An 18935-nucleotide genomic window follows, 5' to 3' on the forward strand; every position below is an offset into this window, starting at 1 on the left:
CCAGGAAGGCCGGATATGCCAGGGACCCGAAGCCACCGCCGGCCCGCCCGGTACGAGGACCGGGCCCGCGACAAGGCAAGTGCTGGCCGATGGATTCGGCGCAATGGACAGGAAGTCCGCAGTACCTGGCTCTCGCAGGCTCCCTCCTCGCCACCCGACGGGCCGGCGAACACCGGCACCCAAGGACAAAGAGAAGAAGGAAGAGAACGAGATGAAACTGCTGAAGCGCTTTACCGTGAAGAAGAACGAACGTGGCCTGCTGTACTCCGAGGGCGATTTCCTGGCGATCCTCGAGCCGGGTATCCACCGCCACCTGGACCTGTACAACCGCTTGAGCGTGGAAACCTTCAGCCTGAACACCCCGTTGTTCGAGCACCGCCTGGCCGGTTACCTGCGCCAGTCCGAACCTGCGCTGGTCGAACGCTATTTCACCCGCATGGACCTGGCCGAGAACGAGGCCGGCTTGCGTTTCGAGGACGGTGTGCTGGTGGAGATCCTCGCACCCAGCAGCCGCCAACTGTACTGGAAGGGCCAGACCGAGCAGCGCCTGGAGTGCATCGACCTGAGCCAGGAGTACCGCGTCGCTCCGTCGCTGTTGCAGCAGATGCAGGGCAACCTGCGCGGCCGCAGCGTGATCGGCGCCGAGGCGCTGCTGGTAACGCTGGTGCCGGCGTACCAGGTCGGCGTGCTGAAGGTCGATGGCGCGGTCATTGAACTGCTGCCGGCCGGCCAATACGGCTTCTGGCGTTACAACCGCCAGGTGAGCGTGGAACTGATCGATACGCGCATCCAGGCGCTGGAAGTCAGCGGGCAGGAAATCCTCACCCGTGACAAGGTGAGCCTGCGCCTGAACCTGGCCGCCAACTGGCGTTACAGCGATGTGCTGATGGCGTTTTCCAGCCTGTCCAAGCCGCTGGAGCACCTCTACCGCGAACTGCAATTCGGTCTGCGGGCGGCGGTGGGAACGCGCACGCTGGATGAACTGCTGGAAAACAAGCAGGTGATAGACGAATCGGTCGGCGCCTACTTGAAGGAGCGGCTGCAAGGCACCGGCATCGAAGTCAGCGGCCTGGGCGTGCGCGACATCATCCTGCCGGGCGAGATGAAGACCCTGCTGGCCCAGGTGGTGGAAGCGGAGAAAGCCGCACAGGCCAACGTGATCCGTCGCCGCGAAGAAACCTCGGCGACCCGCTCGCTGCTGAACACGGCCAAGGTGATGGAAGACAACCCCACCGCCCTGCGCCTGAAGGAGTTGGAAACCCTGGAACGGGTGGCCGAACGAATCGACCGCATCTCGGTATTCGGCGGCCTGGATCAGGTATTGAATGGACTGGTAACGCTGAAGCAGGCCTGACAAGGGCCTGCTCGGCAACGAAGGAAATGGACATGAAAGAGAAAACCTTCCAACTGCTGGAAGTCGCCAACGGCAAACCGATCAAGCTCTGGACCCAGGGCGTGCCGGTGGAAGAAGACGCCAAACAGCAACTGATGAACACCGCGAAGATGCCCTTCATCTTCAAACACATGGCGGTCATGCCGGACGTGCACCTGGGCAAGGGTTCGACCATCGGCAGCGTGATTCCCACCCAGGGCGCCATCATCCCGGCGGCCGTGGGCGTGGACATCGGCTGCGGCATGATCGCAGCGCGCACCTCGCTGGTAGCTTCGGACCTGCCGGACAACCTGCACGGCCTGCGTACCGCCATCGAGAAGGCCGTGCCCCACGGCAAGACCTTCGGCCGCCGCGACCAGGGCGCCTGGGAAGATGTGCCCGAGCACGCCGATGGTGCCTGGAAGGCGCTGGCCGGGCGCTTCAAGGTGATCACCGACAAGTACCCGAAGTTGGAGAAAACCAACAACCGCAAGCACCTGGGAACCCTGGGGACCGGCAACCATTTCATCGAGGTCTGCCTCGACGAGGCCAACCGCGTCTGGTTCATGCTGCACAGCGGATCGCGCGGTGTGGGTAACGCCATCGGCAACCTGTTCATCGAACTGGCCCAGGCCGATATGCGCCAGCACATCGCCAACCTGCCCGACCGCGACCTGGCCTACTTCGAGGAAGGCAGCCAGCACTTCGACGACTACGTGGAAGCCGTCGGTTGGGCCCAGGACTTCGCCCGGCAGAACCGCGAACTGATGATGCGTGCGGTGATCGCCGCAGCGCGACAGGTCATCCGCAAGCCGTTCGAAGCCAGCCTGGAAGCGGTGAACTGCCACCACAACTACGTGCAGAAGGAACGCCACTTCGGCGAAGAGGTACTGGTAACGCGTAAAGGCGCGGTGTCCGCGCAGAAGGGCCAGCTCGGCATCATTCCGGGGTCGATGGGCGCCAAGAGCTTCATCGTCCGCGGCCTGGGCAACGAGGAAGCCTTCTGCTCCTGCAGCCACGGCGCCGGCCGGACCATGAGCCGTACCAAGGCCAAGAAACTGTTCAGCGTCGAAGACCAGGTGCGCGCCACTGCCCACGTCGAATGCCGCAAGGACAAGGACGTGATCGATGAGATCCCCATGGCCTACAAGGACATCGACGCCGTGATGGACGCCCAGCGCGAGCTGGTGGAAGTGCTGCATACCCTGCGTCAGGTGGTGTGTGTGAAGGGATAAAGCGAGTCGGGCGCAAACCGCTCGCCTCGACTGCAAGACAAGGAATCGAGAAATGAACAAGGACCTGATCGAACTCGACGGCGCCGAAGGCGGCGGGCAGATTCTGCGTAGCGCGCTGAGCCTGTCGATGATCACCGGCAAGGTGCTGCGCATCGTCAATATCCGTGGCCGGCGCTCGCGGCCGGGACTGCTGCGCCAGCACCTGACGGCGGTGCGCGCGGCGGCGGAAATCTGCAGCGCGGCGGTGGAAGGCGACGAGCTGAGTTCGCGCAGCCTGACCTTCCGCCCCGGCGCGATTCGCGGCGGTGACTACCGCTTCGCCATCGGCAGTGCGGGTAGCGCCGTGCTGGTGCTGCAGACGCTGCTGCCGGCGCTGCTGTTCGCCGATGGGCCGAGCAGCCTGGCGATCAGCGGTGGCACGCACAACCCGCTGGCACCGCCGGCGGACTTCATCGAGCGCAGCTGGCTGCCGTTGCTGCGGCGTATGGGCGCGAAGGTGGACTTCGAACTGCTGCGCCATGGCTTCATGCCGGCGGGCGGTGGCGAACTGGCGGTGCGCGTGATGCCAGGTGAACTGCAACCGCTGCATCTGCCAGAAGCGGGGGCCGAACGCTCACGCTCGGCCCGCGCGCTGCTGGCAGCGATTCCCGGTCACGTGGCAGAGCGCGAACTGGAGAAGGTGAAGCGCCATCAGGATTGGCACGCCGCTTCCGTTCGGGTCGTCCGCCTGCCGGAGGATCAGGGCCCGGGCAATGCACTGCTGCTGGAAATCGAGTGCGAGGAGCTGAGCCTGGTGTTCTGCGCCTTCGGCCAATCCGGCGTCAGCGCCGAGCGGGTCGCCAGCCAGGCGTTACGTCAGGCCGATGACTGGCGCCGCAGCGGCACCGGCGTTGATGAACACCTCGCCGACCAGTTGCTGCTGCCCATGGCGCTGGCCGGCGGCGGCAGCTTCACCACGCCGGTACTGAGCGATCATCTGCTGAGCAACCGCGCAGTGGTCGAAGCCTTCCTGCCGGTGCGCATCGACTGCACGGCATGGGCGACAACCGGCCAGCACATCCGTATCACGCCTGCTTGACGCTTTCCTCACCAAGCGCCGGATAGAGTGCCGCCCAATCACCCTGCCCGGCGTGTGTGCCCGCCTCCCCGGCACACGGGAGTCTCCATGGCGCCACGCGCCGCCCTCGTCCTGCTCTGCGCCGCGCTGCTCGCCGGCTGCGAAACCACCCACGAATCCCTGATCACCCAAGGCTATCCGCCAGCCTATGCTGATGGCTTCGACGATGGCTGCGGCAGTGGCCGCCAGGCCGCGGGCGCCATCACCGGTGAGTTTCGCAAGAACGTGCCGCGCTACCTCGGTGAGGCGAAGTACGCCCTGGGCTGGAACGACGGCTTCCAGCAATGCCAGGCGATGCGCGTGAGCCAGGAGCGCCAGCAGTACGAAGAGCAGCGCAACAGCGACCGGGACCGTGACTGGGAACAGGAGAAGGACCGCGCGCTGTCCCACGCCCTGCGCGGCAACTGACCGCTGCGGCAACCTCCCGCACCTGCAAGGCTCTGCCGGTTGATTTCAGTCAAGCCGGACCATCCCGTAGTGGCCTCTTCTTGAACTCAGAAAAAACCAATAAAGCCTGAGACAAGGAGACTCCACATGCAGCCCTTCAAACTGGCCCTGGGCAGCCTGTTGCTGGCGGTGAGCACGGCGGCGGCGCACGCCAATGCCGACGCCCTGCGCGACCAGGCCAACAGCATCTTCAAGCCGATCCCCGAGCAGCCCAGCGACAAGCTCGACCCGAACCAGATCGAGCTGGGCCGGCAACTGTTCTTCGAACCGCGCCTGTCCGCCAGCCACGTGATCAGCTGCAACACCTGCCATAACATCGGCACCGGCGGCGCGGACAACGTACCGGCTTCCAGCGGCCACGCCTGGCAAAAGGGGGCACGCAACTCGCCCACCGTGTTCAACGCGGTGTTCAACGTCGCACAGTTCTGGGATGGTCGCGCCAAGGACCTGGAAGAGCAGGCCAAGGGCCCGGTGCAGAACCCGGTGGAGATGCACAACACGCCGAAGAACGTCGAGGCCACGCTGCGCAGCATGCCGGAGTATGTCGCCTCCTTCGAAAAAGCCTTCCCCGGCGACAAGCAGGCGGTCAGCTTCGACAACATGGCCCGCGCGCTGCAGGCCTTCGAATCGACCCTGATCACCCCGGACTCGCGCTTCGACCTCTATCTCAAGGGCGACGAAACCGCCCTCGACGCGAAGGAGAAGAAGGGCCTGCAGACTTTCATGAGCGCCGGCTGCATCAGCTGCCACAACGGCGTGAACCTGGGCGGCCAGGCGTACTTCCCGTTCGGGCTGGTGAAGAAGCCGGACGGCAAGATCCTGCCCACCGGCGACCTGGGGCGCTTCGAGGTGACCAAGACGCAGAACGACCAGTACGTGTTCCGTGCCGCGCCGCTGCGCAACATCGCCCTGACCGCGCCGTACTTCCACAGCGGGCAGGTCTGGGACTTGGAAGAGGCGGTGGCGATCATGGGTACCGCACAGCTGGGCAAGCAGCTCAACGCGGAAGAAGTCGGCGACATCGTCGCCTTCCTCAAGACCGCCACCGGCAAGCAGCCGAAGGTGGAGTACCCGCTGCTGCCGCCAAGCACGGCAACTACGCCCAAACCGGTGGATTGAGCGAAGCCGCCTGGCTTGCGTAGGAGCGGACTCCGTCCGCGATGGGTCTGCGTCGCGCCGAACGGCATCGCGGACGGAGTCCGCTCCTACAAGATCAAAAGCTTCTCAACCTAGCCCTGGCTGCTCCCCCCCGCTCAGGGGGAGAAGAGACTGAACGGTGCAGGAGGTAACTACGCGTCAGCCGGCGCGGGCGGCTCCCTCTCCCGATGGAAGAGGGTGGGGTGAGGAGAAGCATCGGCACAGACGTTCCGGATCGCGCCGGGCCTGTTCGCGAGCAAGCTCGCTCCTACAAGGGCAGCCGATACAACGGCTGAAATGAAGAACGGGCCCATCGGGCCCGTTCTTCATGCTGGCGGAGCGGTCAGACGACGCCCTGGGCCAGCATCGCGTCGGCGACCTTGACGAAGCCGGCGATGTTGGCGCCCTTCACGTAGTTGATCCGGCCATTCTCCTCGCCGTAGGCGACGCAGGCATGGTGGATGTTCTGCATGATGCCGTGCAGGCGCTGGTCCACTTCACCGGCGGTCCACAGCAGGCGCATGGCGTTCTGGCTCATCTCCAGGCCGCTGGTGGCGACGCCGCCGGCGTTGGAAGCCTTGCCCGGCGCGTAGAGGATGCCGGCCTCGAGGAAGATATCCACGGCCTCCAGGGTCGACGGCATGTTCGCGCCTTCGGCCACGCAGATGCAGCCGTTGGCCAGCAGGGTGCGTGCGTCGTTGGCGTCCAACTCGTTCTGGGTGGCACAGGGCAGCGCGATGTCGCAGGCGAGCGACCACGGACGTTCACCGGCAATGAAGCGCAGGCCAGGTCCGGTCATCTCGCTGAGGCGGCCGCGACGGACGTTCTTCAGCTCCATGACTTCTTCCCACTGCTCCAGGGTCAGGCCAGCTTCAAAGAACAGCGTGCCTTCGGAGTCGGACAGCGAGATCACCTTGCCGCCCAGCTCCATGACCTTCTGCGCGGCGTACTGGGCCACGTTGCCGGAACCGGAGATGGCCACGCGCTGGCTGTCGAAGCCGATTTCGCGAGCCTTGAGCATTTCCTGAGCGAAGTACACGCAGCCGTAGCCGGTGGCTTCCGGGCGGATCAGGCTGCCGCCGTAGGACATGCCCTTGCCGGTCAGCACCGAGGTGAACTCGTTGGACAGGCGCTTGTACTGGCCGAACAGGTAGCCGATCTCGCGGGCGCCGACGCCGATGTCACCGGCCGGCACGTCGAGGTCCGCGCCAACGTGACGGAACAGCTCACTCATGAACGACTGGCAGAAGCGCATGACTTCGGCGTCGCTCTTGCCCTTCGGATCGAAGTCCGAGCCACCCTTGCCGCCGCCCATGGGCAGCGAGGTCAGGGAGTTCTTGAAGACCTGCTCGAAGGCCAGGAACTTCAGTACGCCAAGGTTGACCGAAGGGTGGAAGCGCAGGCCGCCCTTGTATGGGCCGATGGCGCTGCTCATCTGGATGCGGAAACCGCGGTTGACCCGCACTCGCCCGGCGTCGTCCACCCACGGTACGCGGAACAGGATCGCGCGTTCGGGCTCGACGATGCGTTCGACGATGCCGGCCTGCAGGTAGTGCGGGTTGGCTTCGAGGAAGGGCCAGAGGGAGCGCAGCACCTCTTCCACCGCCTGGTGGAATTCGGGCTGATCGGGGTCGCGCCGCTTGAGGCGCTCGAGGAACGAGTCAACGGATTGCGTCATGTCTACACCGGTACTTTTCTGGTTATGTGATGCTTTTTGCCGGCAGACTCTAACAACCCACGCCGCACTCAGATAGTGCAGCGTGACGCTTTTATGAATCTTTATGGTGCAAAAATATAAATCCCAGTTCTGCCGGACCAGCAGAAAACCAGATTTTTGTATACAAAATCAATAGACAGTTGCATTCAAACAACGCAACCCCATCAGGATGATTCCGATGCACGCACGCCCGTTCGCGCTCCTCGCCGCTCTCACCTGTGCCTTCGCCCTGCCCGCCCAGGCCGCCATGAAACTGGGCAACTTCACCGACTCCGGTGCCCTGGTGGTCGCGGATACATTCGATAGCGAAGTGATCCACAAGTCGAACTTCAGCACCGACGACCTGCAACGCATGTCGCGGCAGCTGGAAGAACAGCAGCGCACGCTGCAGGACCAGGCGCGGCAAATCGACACACTGCAGCGCCAGCTGGAGGAACAGCGGCGCGCCCTGGACGATCTCAAGCGCAGTCGCTGAATAAGGCACAGAAATGAAAACGGGGCCCGAAGGCCCCGTTTTCAGTCGGAAGCGGCTTACGCCAGCTTCTTGTAGCGCACGCGGTGCGGCTGCGAGGCAGCGTCGCCCAGGCGCTTCTTGCGATCAGCTTCGAACTCGGTGTAGTTGCCTTCGAAGAAGGTCACCTTGCCGTCGTCCTCGTAGGAGAGGATGTGGGTCGCGATGCGGTCCAGGAACCAGCGATCGTGGGAAATCACGATGGCGGCGCCGGGGAAGTCCAGCAGCGCTTCTTCCAGCGCACGCAGGGTTTCCACGTCGAGGTCGTTGGACGGTTCGTCGAGCAGCAGCACGTTGCCGCCCTGCTTCAGGGTCAGGGCCAGGTGCAGGCGGCCACGCTCACCACCGGAGAGGTCCTTGACGAACTTCTGCTGGTCGCCGCCCTTGAAGTTGAAGCGGCCGACGTAGCTGCGCGACGGGACTTCGTAGTTGCCGATCTTGATCTGCTCGAAGCCGTCGGACACCTGTTCCCACACGGTCTTGTTGCCTTCGAGCACCTCGCGGCTCTGGTCGACGCTGGCGATCTGCACGGTTTCGCCGATCTCGATGGTGCCCGAGTCTGGTTGTTCCTTGCCGGTCAGCATGCGGAACAGGGTCGATTTACCCGCGCCGTTGCCGCCGATCACGCCAACGATGGCGCCCTTGGGAATGGCCAGCGACAGGTTGTCGATCAGTACGCGCTCGCCGTAGCCCTTGGTGACGTTGTGCAGCTCGATGACCTTGTCGCCCAGGCGCGGACCAGCCGGGATGTAGATCTCGTTGGTCTCGCTGCGCTTCTGGAATTCCTGCGATTGCAGTTCCTCGAAGCGCTGCAGGCGGGCCTTGGATTTGGACTGACGAGCCTTGGCGCCCTGGCGTACCCATTCCAGTTCGGCCTTCATGGCCTTGGCGTGGGAGGCTTCCTGCTTGGCTTCCTGGGCCAGGCGGTTGGCCTTGGATTCCAGCCAGCCGGAGTAGTTGCCTTCGAACGGGATGCCTTGGCCACGGTCCAGCTCGAGAATCCAGCCGGCGACGTTGTCGAGGAAGTAACGGTCGTGGGTGATCGCTACCACGGTGCCCGGGAAGTCGTGGAGGAAGTGTTCCAGCCAGGCGACGGAGTCGGCGTCCAGGTGGTTGGTCGGTTCGTCCAGCAGCAGCATGTCCGGGGCGGACAGCAGCAGGCGACACAGCGCCACGCGGCGCTTCTCGCCACCGGAGAGGTGCTCGATCTTCGCGTCCCAGGCCGGCAGACGCAGGGCGTCGGCGGCGACCTCCAGCTGACGCTCCAGGTTGTGGCCGTCGGAAGCCTGGAGGATGGCCTCCAGCTTGGCCTGCTCGGCGGCCAGGGCGTCGAAGTCGGCGTCCGGCTCGGCGTAGGCAGCGTAGACCTCGTCCAGGCGAGCCTGGGCGGCCTTGATCTGGCCAACGGCCTCTTCGACGATCTCGCGCACGGTGGCCTGCGGGTCGAGCCTGGGCTCCTGCGGCAGGTAGCCGACATTGATGCCTGGCATCGGGCGGGCTTCACCTTCGATCTCGGTGTCGACGCCGGCCATGATGCGCAGCAGGGTGGATTTACCCGCGCCGTTCAGGCCGAGCACGCCGATCTTGGCGCCGGGGAAGAAGGACAGGGAGATGTTCTTGAGGATTTCACGCTTGGGCGGCACGACCTTGCCGACCCGGTGCATGGTGTAGACGTATTGAGCCATGGATACCTGACTTCTGGAATGAATGAGTGATCGGGACAGCCGGAACGGGCGACGGCAGGTTCCGGGACGCCGGCACTGGGGCCGGAACGGCGGCACTGCGGGCCACCGGAGGGCGCGAATGGCCGATGGACGGCCCTTCGCGCGGGACTCTGCGGGGATGTACTTTATGCCCCGAACTTTGGCCGTACATCACGCGCGCGTGCGGCAAAGCTACCGGAATGAGTCGGGAAGGGCAAACGACGCTCGTCGGCCATACTGGCACTTAGCCGCCTTTCCGGGCATCCTAGCCCGCGCCGAATTCAGCCGTATCGCCCCAGGTCCTCAAGTCCTTGTCTATTTCCTCCCGTACCCCTCCGGACGCATTGGCCAGGCCTGGCCGCGTGGCGAGCCGGACAGCCCTGGTGCTGCTGGTGCTGTTCATGCTCGGCCTGCTGGGCTGGCAGTTGCACCAGGAGTTCCGCGGCCAGGAGCGCTTCGAGCGTGAGCGGGTGGTGCTGCACGGCGAACAGATGGCCCAGCGGATCTCCCTGACCCTGGAACTCAAGGCCGTGGCGGCACAGGCCCTGCTGCAGCAGGAACAGGACCGCGAGCACGGCGATGTCCACGCACCGCTGATCGCCGGCCTGAAGCACATCTACCCGTCCTTCCACAGCCTGGTCCGGCTGGACGCCAGCGGCGCGCCGCTGCGCGACTCCGCCAGCAGCTTCAAGGACGCGGCGTTCATCGAGGCCCTGCGTCAGCGCAGCCGGCAGCAGAGCTATCACTATGCCTTCAGCGAGGAAAATGGCGGCCACTTCTATGTCTGGCTGAAGGCCACCGAACCAGGCGAAGGCGACAGCGTCATCCGCCTCGACGAAAAGATCGCCCGGCGCGGCTGGGCGGCACAGATCCGCCCCGAATCGCCGGACTGGATCCTGGTCGATGACGTCCAGCAGAAGGTTCTCGGCCGCTCCAGCGGTTACCGCCCCGGCCCCCTGTCCGCCGCCTCGCCGCTGGAGCAGGCGCAGAGCCTGGACGGCCTGGAGATCCAGAACACCGACTGGCAGCTGCACCCGCAATTCGACGACCGGCAGATCCGCGCCACCCTGCTGCCGCGCCTGGGCGGCGAGCTGGCGCTGCTGCTGGTGCTGGCCGGCATCGCCGGCGCCGCCCTGCTGCGCCTGCAACGCGAACAGCAGAACCTGCGCGCGCTGACCATGGAGTCGCAGCAGAGCCTGCGCCAGGCCGCCCAGGCCCTGGGCGCCATCGACGAGCGCGTCCTGGTGACCCGCGCCGACGGCCGCCTCGCCTACCTCAACCCGCAGGCCGAGCAACTGTTCGGCATCGCCGCCGGCAAGGCCGGCGAGCATCACCTGCTGGAGCTGCTGCCGGGCCTGGGTGGCCTGCTCAACGGCGCCGATGCCTCGTCCGACAACGGCTCCGAACTGGTCCGCGTCAACGATACCGGCCAGGCACGCCTGTTCGCCGTCAGCCATCACTCGCTGGACGACAACCCGCTGGCTGCGGAGCAGACCTGGGTCCTGCGTGGCAACCTGCCCCAGGGCGGGCAGGTCTGGGTGCTGCGCGACGTCACCGAGGAGCAGCAGGCGCTGCATATCCTCGAAGAGACTCGCCGGCGCTATCAGGACATCTTCGACGGCGTCGGCGTCGCCCTCTGCGTGCTTGACCTTTCGGCCCTGCGCCAGAGCCTGGTGGACCTCAACCTGCGTCGGCAGAGCGACCTGCGCGACTGGATCGCCTCGCAACCCGAACGCCTGCCCTGGCTGTTGCGCCAGGCGAAGATCACCGAGATCAACAACGTCGCCAAGCGCCTGATGCGCGTGAGCAACACCGAGCAGGCCTGGCAGGTGCTGATCGGCAGTGCCGGCATGCGCCCGGACGGCGTGCGCAGCAAGGTGCTCGAAGCCGTGCTGCATGGCCAGGGCATGGTCGAACTGGAAGCCTGCATCAACACCCGGCAGGGCGAGCAGCGCCACCTGTGGCTGCAATTGCGCGTGCCGGAAATGATCCAGGACTTCCACGCGGTCACCCTGAGCCTGTCGGACATCACCAGCCGCAAGCAGGTCGAACTGTCGCTGATCGAGCGCGAGAAATTCTGGTCCGACGCAGTGCGCGCGGTGCCCGACACCCTGTACATCCACGACATCGCCGCGCGCCGGGTGATCTTCACCAACCACAATCTCGGCTACCAGCTGGGCTACACCGGCGACGAACTTCGCGACATGGGCGAGCGCTTCTGGGAAAAGGTGCTGCACCCGGATGACGTCGAGTACTACTGGCGCGTGCGCAACCTGCAGCAGGTAGTAGGCGATGGCCTGCTGCTGGACAGCCAGCTGCGCTGGCGCCACCGCGACGGTTCCTGGCACTGGTTCGATATCCGCGAGCAGGCCCTGACCCGCGACGCCGCCGGCCGCGTGGCCCGCCTGATCGGCGTGGCCAAGGACATCACCGACACCGTCGAGGCGCACAACTCCCTGCGCGAGAGCGGCCGCCGCTACCGCATGCTCGCCGAGAGCATCAGCGACGTAATTCTCTCCACCGACGCCCAGGTCCAGCTCAACTACATCAGCCCGTCGATCCAGCAGGTGTTCGGCTACAGCCCCGAATGGGTGCTGGCCAACGGCTTCCAGCAGGTCGCGGCCAACCCGGCGCAGCTGGAGCGCCTGGACGAACTACTGAACCGGGTGCAGGGCGCTATCGGCGAACCCAAGCGCCTGGCCGAGCTGCGCGAGGACACCGAGCCGCAGCTGTTCAGCCTCGACTGCCTGCACGCCGACGGCCACAAGATTCCGGTGGAACTGCGCATCGCCCTGATGTGGGACGACCACGGCCGCTTCGAAGGCCTGCTCGGCGTTGCCCGCGATGTCAGTCAGCAGCGCCGCGCCGAGCGCGAGATGCGCATGGCGGCAACGGTGTTCGAGCACTCCACGGCGGCGATCATGGTTACCGACCCGGCCGGCTACATCGTGCAGATCAACGACTCCTTCAGCCGCCTCACCGGCTACTCCGCCGAGGAAGTACTGGACCAGCTGCCGCGCCTGCTCACCGCCGACCGCCAGGAAGCCAACCAGCTCAAGCATGTGCTGGAAAGCCTGCGCAAGAGCGGCAGTTGGGAAGGCGAAATCCTGCAGAAGCGCAAGAGTGGCGAGCTGTACCCGAGCTGGGTCGGCATCACCGCGGTGCATGACGAGGAAGGCGACCTGGTCAGCTTCGTCTGCTTCTTCAGCGACATCAGCGAACGCAAGGCCAGCGAGCGGCGCATCCACCGCCTGGCGTACTACGACGCCCTGACCCACCTGCCCAACCGCACGCTGTTCCAGGACCGCCTGCACACCGCCCTGCTGCAGGCCGAACGGCACCAGCAGTGGGTCGTGCTGATGTTCCTCGACCTCGACCGCTTCAAGCCGATCAACGACTCCCTCGGCCACGCCGCGGGCGATCGCATGCTCAAGGAAGTGGCCGAACGCCTCAGCCATTGCGTCAGCGACGACGACACCGTGGCGCGCATGGGCGGCGACGAGTTCACCCTGCTGCTGCCCGGCCAGAAGGACCGCGAGAAGGCGCTCCGGCAGGCGATCCAGGTCGCCGAGCAGATTCTGTCCAGCCTCGCCCGCCCCTTCACCCTGGAAGGCCGCGAGTTCTTCGTCACCGCCAGCATCGGCGTGGCGCTCTCGCCGCAGGACGGCGCCGAACTCAGCCAACTGATGAAGAACGCCGACACGGCGATGTACCACGCCAAGGAAATGGGCAAGAACAACTTCCAGTTCTACCAGGCCGAGATGAACGCCCGGGCGCTGGAGCGACTGGAACTGGAAAGCGACCTGCGCCGGGCCATCGAGCAGGAAGAGTTCGTCCTCCACTACCAGCCGCAATTCACCGGCGACGGACGCCGCCTGACCGGCGCCGAGGCGCTGCTGCGCTGGCAGCATCCCAAGCGCGGGCTGATCCCGCCGGCAGAGTTCATCCCGGTACTGGAAGAACTCGGCCTGGTCGCCCAGGTGGGCGACTGGCTGCTGGAACAGGCCTGCCTGCAGCTGCGCGCCTGGCACCGCGACAAGGTGCGGGTGCCGAAGATTTCCGTGAACCTCTCGGCCCGGCAGTTCGCCGACGGCCAGTTGGGCGAGCGCATCGCCGGCATCCTCGAGGACACCGGCATCGCCCCGGCGTGCCTGGAACTGGAACTGACCGAAAGCATCCTGATGAGCGATGTTTCCCAGGCGATGCAGATACTTCAGGGCCTGAAGCGCCTGGGCCTGGCGATTGCGGTAGACGACTTCGGCACCGGCTATTCCTCGCTCAACTACTTGAAGCAGTTCCCCATCGACGTGCTGAAGATCGACCGCAGCTTCGTCGACGGCCTGCCCCACGGCGAGCAGGACGCGCAGATCGCCCGCGCCATCATCGCCATGGCCCACAGCCTGAACCTGATGGTGATTGCCGAAGGCGTCGAGACGCACGACCAACTGGAGTTCCTGCGCGAGCACGGCTGCGACGAGGTGCAGGGCTTCCTCTTCGGCCGCCCGGTGCCGGCCGACCAGTTCGCCGCGCTGTTCGCCAGCAATGCGTTGTTCCTCCTCGGCTGACCCATCGGCTCGATGTTCGGCTTTGTGTAGGAGCGGACTCTGTCCGCGATGTGCCGCCGACCAGCTCGGAGCCGCCGGGGATCAATCGCGGACGGAGTCCGCTCCTACACACGCCGCACCGCCTCAGCAAGCGCCAAGCTGCTCGCAAATCCACCGATCCGCCGCCTTGAACCCCGCTTGTCAGCCACATGACCGCCTTTCATGTGCCAGCACCGGCGCCTTGGGTTAGAATGCGCGCCTTTCCCCCAGTACCCGATCCTTAAGAGGACCGCCATGTTCAGCCGTGATTTGACCCTCGCCCGCTACGATGCCGAACTCTTCGCCGCGATGGAGCAGGAAGCCCAGCGCCAGGAAGAGCACATCGAGCTCATCGCCTCCGAGAACTACACCAGCCCGGCGGTGATGGAAGCCCAGGGTTCGGTGCTGACCAACAAGTACGCCGAAGGTTACCCGGGCAAGCGCTACTACGGTGGTTGCGAGTACGTCGACGTCGTCGAGCAGCTGGCCATCGACCGCGCCAAGGAGCTGTTCGGCGCCGACTACGCCAACGTCCAGCCGCACGCCGGTTCCCAGGCCAACGCCGCCGTCTACCTGGCCCTGCTGTCGGCCGGTGACACCATCCTGGGCATGAGCCTGGCCCACGGCGGTCACCTGACCCACGGCGCCAGCGTTTCCTCCTCCGGCAAGCTGTACAACGCCGTGCAGTACGGCATCACCGACGCCGGCCTGATCGACTACGACGAAGTCGAGCGCCTGGCCGTCGAGCACAAGCCGAAGATGATCGTCGCCGGCTTCTCCGCCTATTCCCAGGTGCTGGACTTCGCCCGCTTCCGCGCCATCGCCGACAAGGTCGGTGCCTACCTGTTCGTCGACATGGCCCACGTGGCCGGTCTGGTCGCCGCTGGCGTCTACCCGAACCCGGTGCCGTTCGCCGACGTGGTCACCACCACCACCCACAAGACCCTGCGCGGCCCGCGCGGCGGCCTGATCCTCGCTCGCAAGAACGAAGAGATCGAGAAGAAGCTGAACTCCGCCGTCTTCCCGGGCGCCCAGGGTGGCCCGCTGGAGCACGTGATCGCCGCCAAGGCCGTGTGCTTCAAGGAAGCCCTGCAGCCCGAGTTCAAGGCCTACCAGCAGCAGGTCCTGAAGAACGCCCAGACCATGGCCAGCGTGTTCATCGAGCGCGGCTTCGACGTGGTTTCCGGCGGTACCCAGAACCACCTGTTCCTGCTGTCCCTGATCAAGCAGGACATCACCGGTAAAGATGCCGACGCCGCCCTGGGTCGCGCCTTCATCACCGTGAACAAGAACAGCGTGCCAAACGACCCGCGTTCCCCGTTCGTCACCTCCGGCCTGCGTATCGGCACCCCGGCCGTCACCACCCGCGGCTTCAAGGAAGCCGAGTGCCGCGAGCTGGCCGGCTGGATCTGCGACATCCTGACCAACATGGGCGACGAGTCCGTGGTGGACGGCGTGCGCGAGAAGGTCAAGGCCATCTGCGCCAAGTTCCCGGTCTACGGCGCCTAAGCCGTAACCCGCGAACCGCGATAAAAAAAGCCCGGCAGATGCCGGGCTTTTTCATGTCTGTCGCTCACAGAACTCAAGCTGAACCTGTAGGAGCGAGCTTGCTCGCGAACAGATTCCGTCCTGGCGTCAGCGCTATGCGGTTCGCGAGCAAGCTCGCTCCTACGAAAAACCCACTGCGCACCGGTAACGGTAATAAAGCTTCGTAGGGGGGATAACCTGTTCCAGGTTATTCGCCCTACAGAGGGATACGCCCAATAAAGGACGGACTAGGGCTGCCCGCCTGATTTCTGCTCCGGCTGCACCGGCACATCCCGCAAGTCGTTGAGTCGCCGCACCAGCGTCTCCGCCTCCGCCTGGCTGGCAAACCCCTTGAGCATCACCTGGCCATCGGTCACCACCCGCGTCACCTTGGGTAGCAGGCGCAGTTGCCCGTCGATCACCACTGCCAGGGCCTTGCCCTGCTCTTCCTCGGTCAGCCTGGCCAGGCGCTGGCTGGCTTCGGGGGTGAAGCGCACCCGTACCGCGGGCTTGCCGTCGGCCACGCTGGCCAGTTCGGCCCGCTGCACGTCGCGCTGGGTAAGGACGGGATGGGTCTCCAGCAGCACCGCCTTGCCCTGCGGGTCAGCCAGGGTACGGGTAGTGGCCGTGGGCTTCTCGGCCAGGGCGTGGACATCGAAGGTGTGCTGCGGCGCCGACGGCGGTGCACCGGCGCAGGCGCCCAACAATGAGGCGAGGAGGATCGGAATAGAGCGTTTCATCGAATGCGAATCAGACAGGACGACCCGGTCGGGCCAGGATTATGAAGAGTCAGACCACGGCGATTGCACAAGTTGCACTCCCTTGGTCGGCACCCGCGACTAAGCTTGCAGACGAACGGATGCTGGCGGTCCGGTCAGAAATTCTCCGGCTCAGGGCAAGCTGGTATCATGCGCGCCTTTTGCCGGCCACAAGAAAAGGCGCAGGGCCCACTTGGGCATGTACCTTGCTTTTCCCGGCCAGAACGATAACGGCGCGAGAGCGTCACGGGGAGCCAAACATGCTGGAAAAGCTGTTCCAACTCAAGGCGCACAACACCAATGTGCGCACCGAGATCCTGGCGGGTATCACCACCTTCCTGACCATGGCCTACATACTTTTCGTCAACCCGAGCATCCTCGGCGAGACCGGCATGGACAAGGGCGCGATCTTCGTAGCGACGTGCCTCGCGGCGGCCATCGGTTCGGCCATCATGGGCCTGATCGCCAACTACCCGATCGCCCTGGCTCCCGGCATGGGCCTGAACGCCTTCTTCACCTACACCGTGGTCCTGCACATGGGCCACACCTGGCAGGTGGCGCTTGGCGCGGTGTTCCTCTCCGCGTGCATGTTCTTCATCATTTCGATCTTCCGCATCCGCGAGTGGATCATCAACAGCATCCCGCTGGCCCTGCGCTCGGCGATCGCCGCCGGCATTGGCCTGTTCCTCGCGCTGATCGCGCTGAAGGAATCGGGCATCGTCGTCGCCAACCAGGCCACCCTGGTGGGCATGGGTGACCTGGCCAAGCCCGCACCGCTGCTGGCGATCCTCGGCTTCATCCTGATCGTCGCCCTGGAAGCCCGCCGCGTGACCGGCGCGGTGATGATCGGCATCCTGGTCGTCACCTTCATCTCCATCGCCATCGGCGTCTCCCAGTTCGGTGGCGTGGTGTCGATGCCGCCGTCCCTGGCGCCGACCTTCCTGCAACTGGATATCAAGGGCGCGCTGGATATCGGCCTGTTCAGCGTGATCTTCGCCTTCCTCTTCGTCGACCTGTTCGACAACTCCGGCACCCTGATCGGCGTGGCCAAGCGCGCCGGCCTGATGGGCAAGGACGGGCACATGCCGAAGATGGGCCGCGCGCTGATCGCCGACAGCTCCGCCGCCATGGTCGGCTCGCTGCTGGGTACTTCCACCACCACCAGCTACATCGAATCGGCGGCGGGAGTTTCCGCCGGTGGTCGCACCGGCCTGACCGCCATCGTAGTCGCCGTGCTGTTCCTGCTGGCGCTGTTCTTCGCGCCGCTGGCGGGCAACGTCCCGGCCTTCGCCACCGCGCCTGCCCTGTTCTTCGTCGCCGTGCTGATGGCCTCCGGCCTGGCCGAGATCGACTGGGACGACCTGACCGTCGCCGCCCCCGTGGTAGTGACCGCGCTGGCCATGCCGCTGACCTTCTCCATCGCCAACGGCATCGCTTTCGGCTTCATCACCTGGACCGCCTGCAAGCTGCTGTCCGGCCGCTTCCGCGAGCTGAACCCGGCGCTGGTCATTCTGTCGATTCTTTTCGTGATCAAGCTGGGCTGGTTCAACGCCTGATCTTACTTTCGCGGCATGGGTATCGCTGCGCTCCACCCATCCTACAGATGGCATCAACGTAGGATGGTGTGGAGCGCAGCGATACCCATCAAATGCCGCCGACTACACGAGTTACCCGTCCCATGAGCAGTCCGCGTTTCGATCCCTCCCACTACGACAGCCAACTGGCCGACAAGGCTGCGCGCCTGCGCGAGCTGCTGGCGCCCTTCGCCGCGCCGGAGCCAGAGGTGTTCGATTCGCCCCGCGAGCATTACCGCCTGCGCGCCGAGTTCCGCCTGTGGCGAGAAGGCGAGGCACGCCACTACGCGATGTTCGAGCAGGGCGACAAGCACACGCCGATCCTGATCGAGGAATTCCCCATCGCCAGCCAGCGCATCAACGAGCTGATGCCGCGCCTGAAGGCCGCCTGGGCCGCGCCGACGCTGGGCCACAAGCTGTTCCAGGTGGAGTTCCTTACCACCCTGGCAGGCGATGCGCTGATCACCCTCTGCTACCACCGCCCGGTGGACGCCGCCTGGCAAGCCGCTGCCGAGAACCTGGCCGCCGAACTGGGCGTGAGCATCGTTGGCCGCTCCCGTGGCAAGCGTCTGGTGGTGGGCCGTGACTACGTGAGTGAAGAGCTGACCGTTGCCGGCCGCACCTTCCGCTACCGCCAGCCGGAGGGCGCCTTCACCCAGCCCAACGGCGAGGTCTGCCAGAAGATGCTCAACTGGGCTTACGAAGCCCTGGGCCAGCGCGAGGACGACCTGCTGGAGCTGTACTGCGGCAACGGCAACTTCACCCTGCCGCTGGCGACCCGTGTGCGCAAGGTGCTGGCCACCGAGATCAGCAAGACCTCGGTGAACGCCGCCCTGGCCAACCTGGCCGACAACGCCGTGGATAACGTCACCCTGGTGCGCCTCTCCGCCGAGGAACTGACCCAGGCGCTCAACGAGGTTCGCCCGTTCCGCCGCCTGGCTGACGTCGACCTGAAGTCCTACGAGTTCGGCAGCGTGTTCGTCGACCCGCCGCGCGCCGGTATGGACCCGGACACCTGCGAACTGACCCGGCGCTTCGACAACATCCTGTACATCTCCTGCAACCCGGAGACCCTGGCGCAGAACATCGCCCAGCTGCACGACACCCACCAGGTCAGCCGCTGCGCCCTGTTCGACCAGTTCCCCTACACGCACCACATGGAAGCCGGCGTGCTGCTGACCCGCCGCTGAGCACTCGCCACTACAACGGACCGCCCAACCTAGGGTTGGGCGGCGCCTCCGGGTTCTGCAGCTA

13 protein-coding genes are annotated in these 18935 nt (G+C 65.4%); 10 read left to right on the forward strand and 3 right to left on the reverse strand.

Features of this window, described 5'->3' with window-relative positions; all coding sequences use genetic code 11:
- Nucleotides 1–211 precede the first annotated feature (211 nt).
- From G4G71_RS27940 to G4G71_RS27960, 5 genes are all read left to right on the forward strand, one after another.
- Entirely contained in the window at nt 212–1354 is a 1143-nt protein-coding gene (locus G4G71_RS27940) for a slipin family protein (protein ID WP_169941917.1), read from the forward strand.
- 32 nt (nt 1355–1386) lie between these two features.
- Nucleotides 1387–2607 (forward strand): RtcB family protein, encoded by a 1221-nt coding sequence (locus G4G71_RS27945; protein WP_169941919.1) that lies wholly within the window; start codon nt 1387–1389, stop codon nt 2605–2607.
- A 52-nt stretch (nt 2608–2659) separates the two neighbouring features.
- Entirely contained in the window at nt 2660–3685 is a 1026-nt protein-coding gene (gene rtcA, locus G4G71_RS27950) for an RNA 3'-terminal phosphate cyclase (RefSeq protein WP_169941921.1), read from the forward strand.
- Nucleotides 3686–3772: 87 nt separating this feature from the next.
- Complete coding sequence (locus G4G71_RS27955) at nt 3773–4132, forward strand: hypothetical protein (RefSeq protein WP_169941922.1); 360 nt, start codon at nt 3773–3775, stop codon at nt 4130–4132.
- A gap of 126 nt (nt 4133–4258) precedes the next feature.
- Nucleotides 4259–5290 carry a cytochrome-c peroxidase gene (locus G4G71_RS27960; RefSeq protein WP_169941923.1) on the forward strand — a complete coding sequence of 344 codons (1032 nt, stop codon included), beginning with the start codon at nt 4259–4261 and terminating at the stop codon, nt 5288–5290.
- Nucleotides 5291–5651: 361 nt separating this feature from the next.
- On the opposite strand, the gene gdhA is transcribed toward G4G71_RS27960, so the two are convergent.
- Nucleotides 5652–6986, reverse strand: a complete 1335-nt coding sequence (gdhA, locus tag G4G71_RS27965) for an NADP-specific glutamate dehydrogenase (RefSeq protein ID WP_169941924.1) — start codon at nt 6984–6986, stop codon at nt 5652–5654.
- A 217-nt stretch (nt 6987–7203) separates the two neighbouring features.
- On the opposite strand from gdhA, the gene G4G71_RS27970 reads away from it, so the two are divergent.
- The gene (locus G4G71_RS27970) at nt 7204–7500 is read left to right on the forward strand and encodes a prefoldin domain-containing protein (RefSeq protein ID WP_240964850.1); all 297 of its coding nucleotides are present in this window, start codon (nt 7204–7206) and stop codon (nt 7498–7500) included.
- Between the two features lie 56 nt (nt 7501–7556).
- Here the strand turns inward: G4G71_RS27970 and ettA are convergent, their stop codons facing one another.
- Nucleotides 7557–9221 (reverse strand): energy-dependent translational throttle protein EttA, encoded by a 1665-nt coding sequence (ettA, locus tag G4G71_RS27975; RefSeq protein ID WP_169941925.1) that lies wholly within the window; start codon nt 9219–9221, stop codon nt 7557–7559.
- Nucleotides 9222–9640: 419 nt separating this feature from the next.
- Here ettA and G4G71_RS27980 point away from each other — a divergent pair, with 419 nt between their 5' ends.
- Both G4G71_RS27980 and glyA read left to right on the forward strand, forming a co-directional pair.
- Entirely contained in the window at nt 9641–13804 is a 4164-nt protein-coding gene (locus G4G71_RS27980) for a GGDEF and EAL domain-containing protein (RefSeq protein ID WP_240964980.1), read from the forward strand.
- 273 nt (nt 13805–14077) lie between these two features.
- Nucleotides 14078–15331 (forward strand): serine hydroxymethyltransferase, encoded by a 1254-nt coding sequence (glyA, locus tag G4G71_RS27985; protein WP_024763060.1) that lies wholly within the window; start codon nt 14078–14080, stop codon nt 15329–15331.
- Nucleotides 15332–15597: 266 nt separating this feature from the next.
- Here the strand turns inward: glyA and G4G71_RS27990 are convergent, their stop codons facing one another.
- Nucleotides 15598–16089, reverse strand: coding sequence for a SecDF P1 head subdomain-containing protein (locus G4G71_RS27990; RefSeq protein WP_169941927.1), 492 nt, complete (start codon nt 16087–16089; stop codon nt 15598–15600).
- Nucleotides 16090–16367: 278 nt separating this feature from the next.
- Here G4G71_RS27990 and G4G71_RS27995 point away from each other — a divergent pair, with 278 nt between their 5' ends.
- Nucleotides 16368–17663, forward strand: coding sequence for an NCS2 family permease (locus G4G71_RS27995; RefSeq protein WP_169941928.1), 1296 nt, complete (start codon nt 16368–16370; stop codon nt 17661–17663).
- 122 nt (nt 17664–17785) lie between these two features.
- Nucleotides 17786–18871 carry a tRNA (uridine(54)-C5)-methyltransferase TrmA gene (gene trmA, locus G4G71_RS28000; protein WP_169941930.1) on the forward strand — a complete coding sequence of 362 codons (1086 nt, stop codon included), beginning with the start codon at nt 17786–17788 and terminating at the stop codon, nt 18869–18871.
- Nucleotides 18872–18935: the final 64 nt, after the last annotated feature.

This window comes from Pseudomonas multiresinivorans (genome assembly GCF_012971725.1).
GTDB lineage: Bacteria > Pseudomonadota > Gammaproteobacteria > Pseudomonadales > Pseudomonadaceae > Pseudomonas > Pseudomonas multiresinivorans.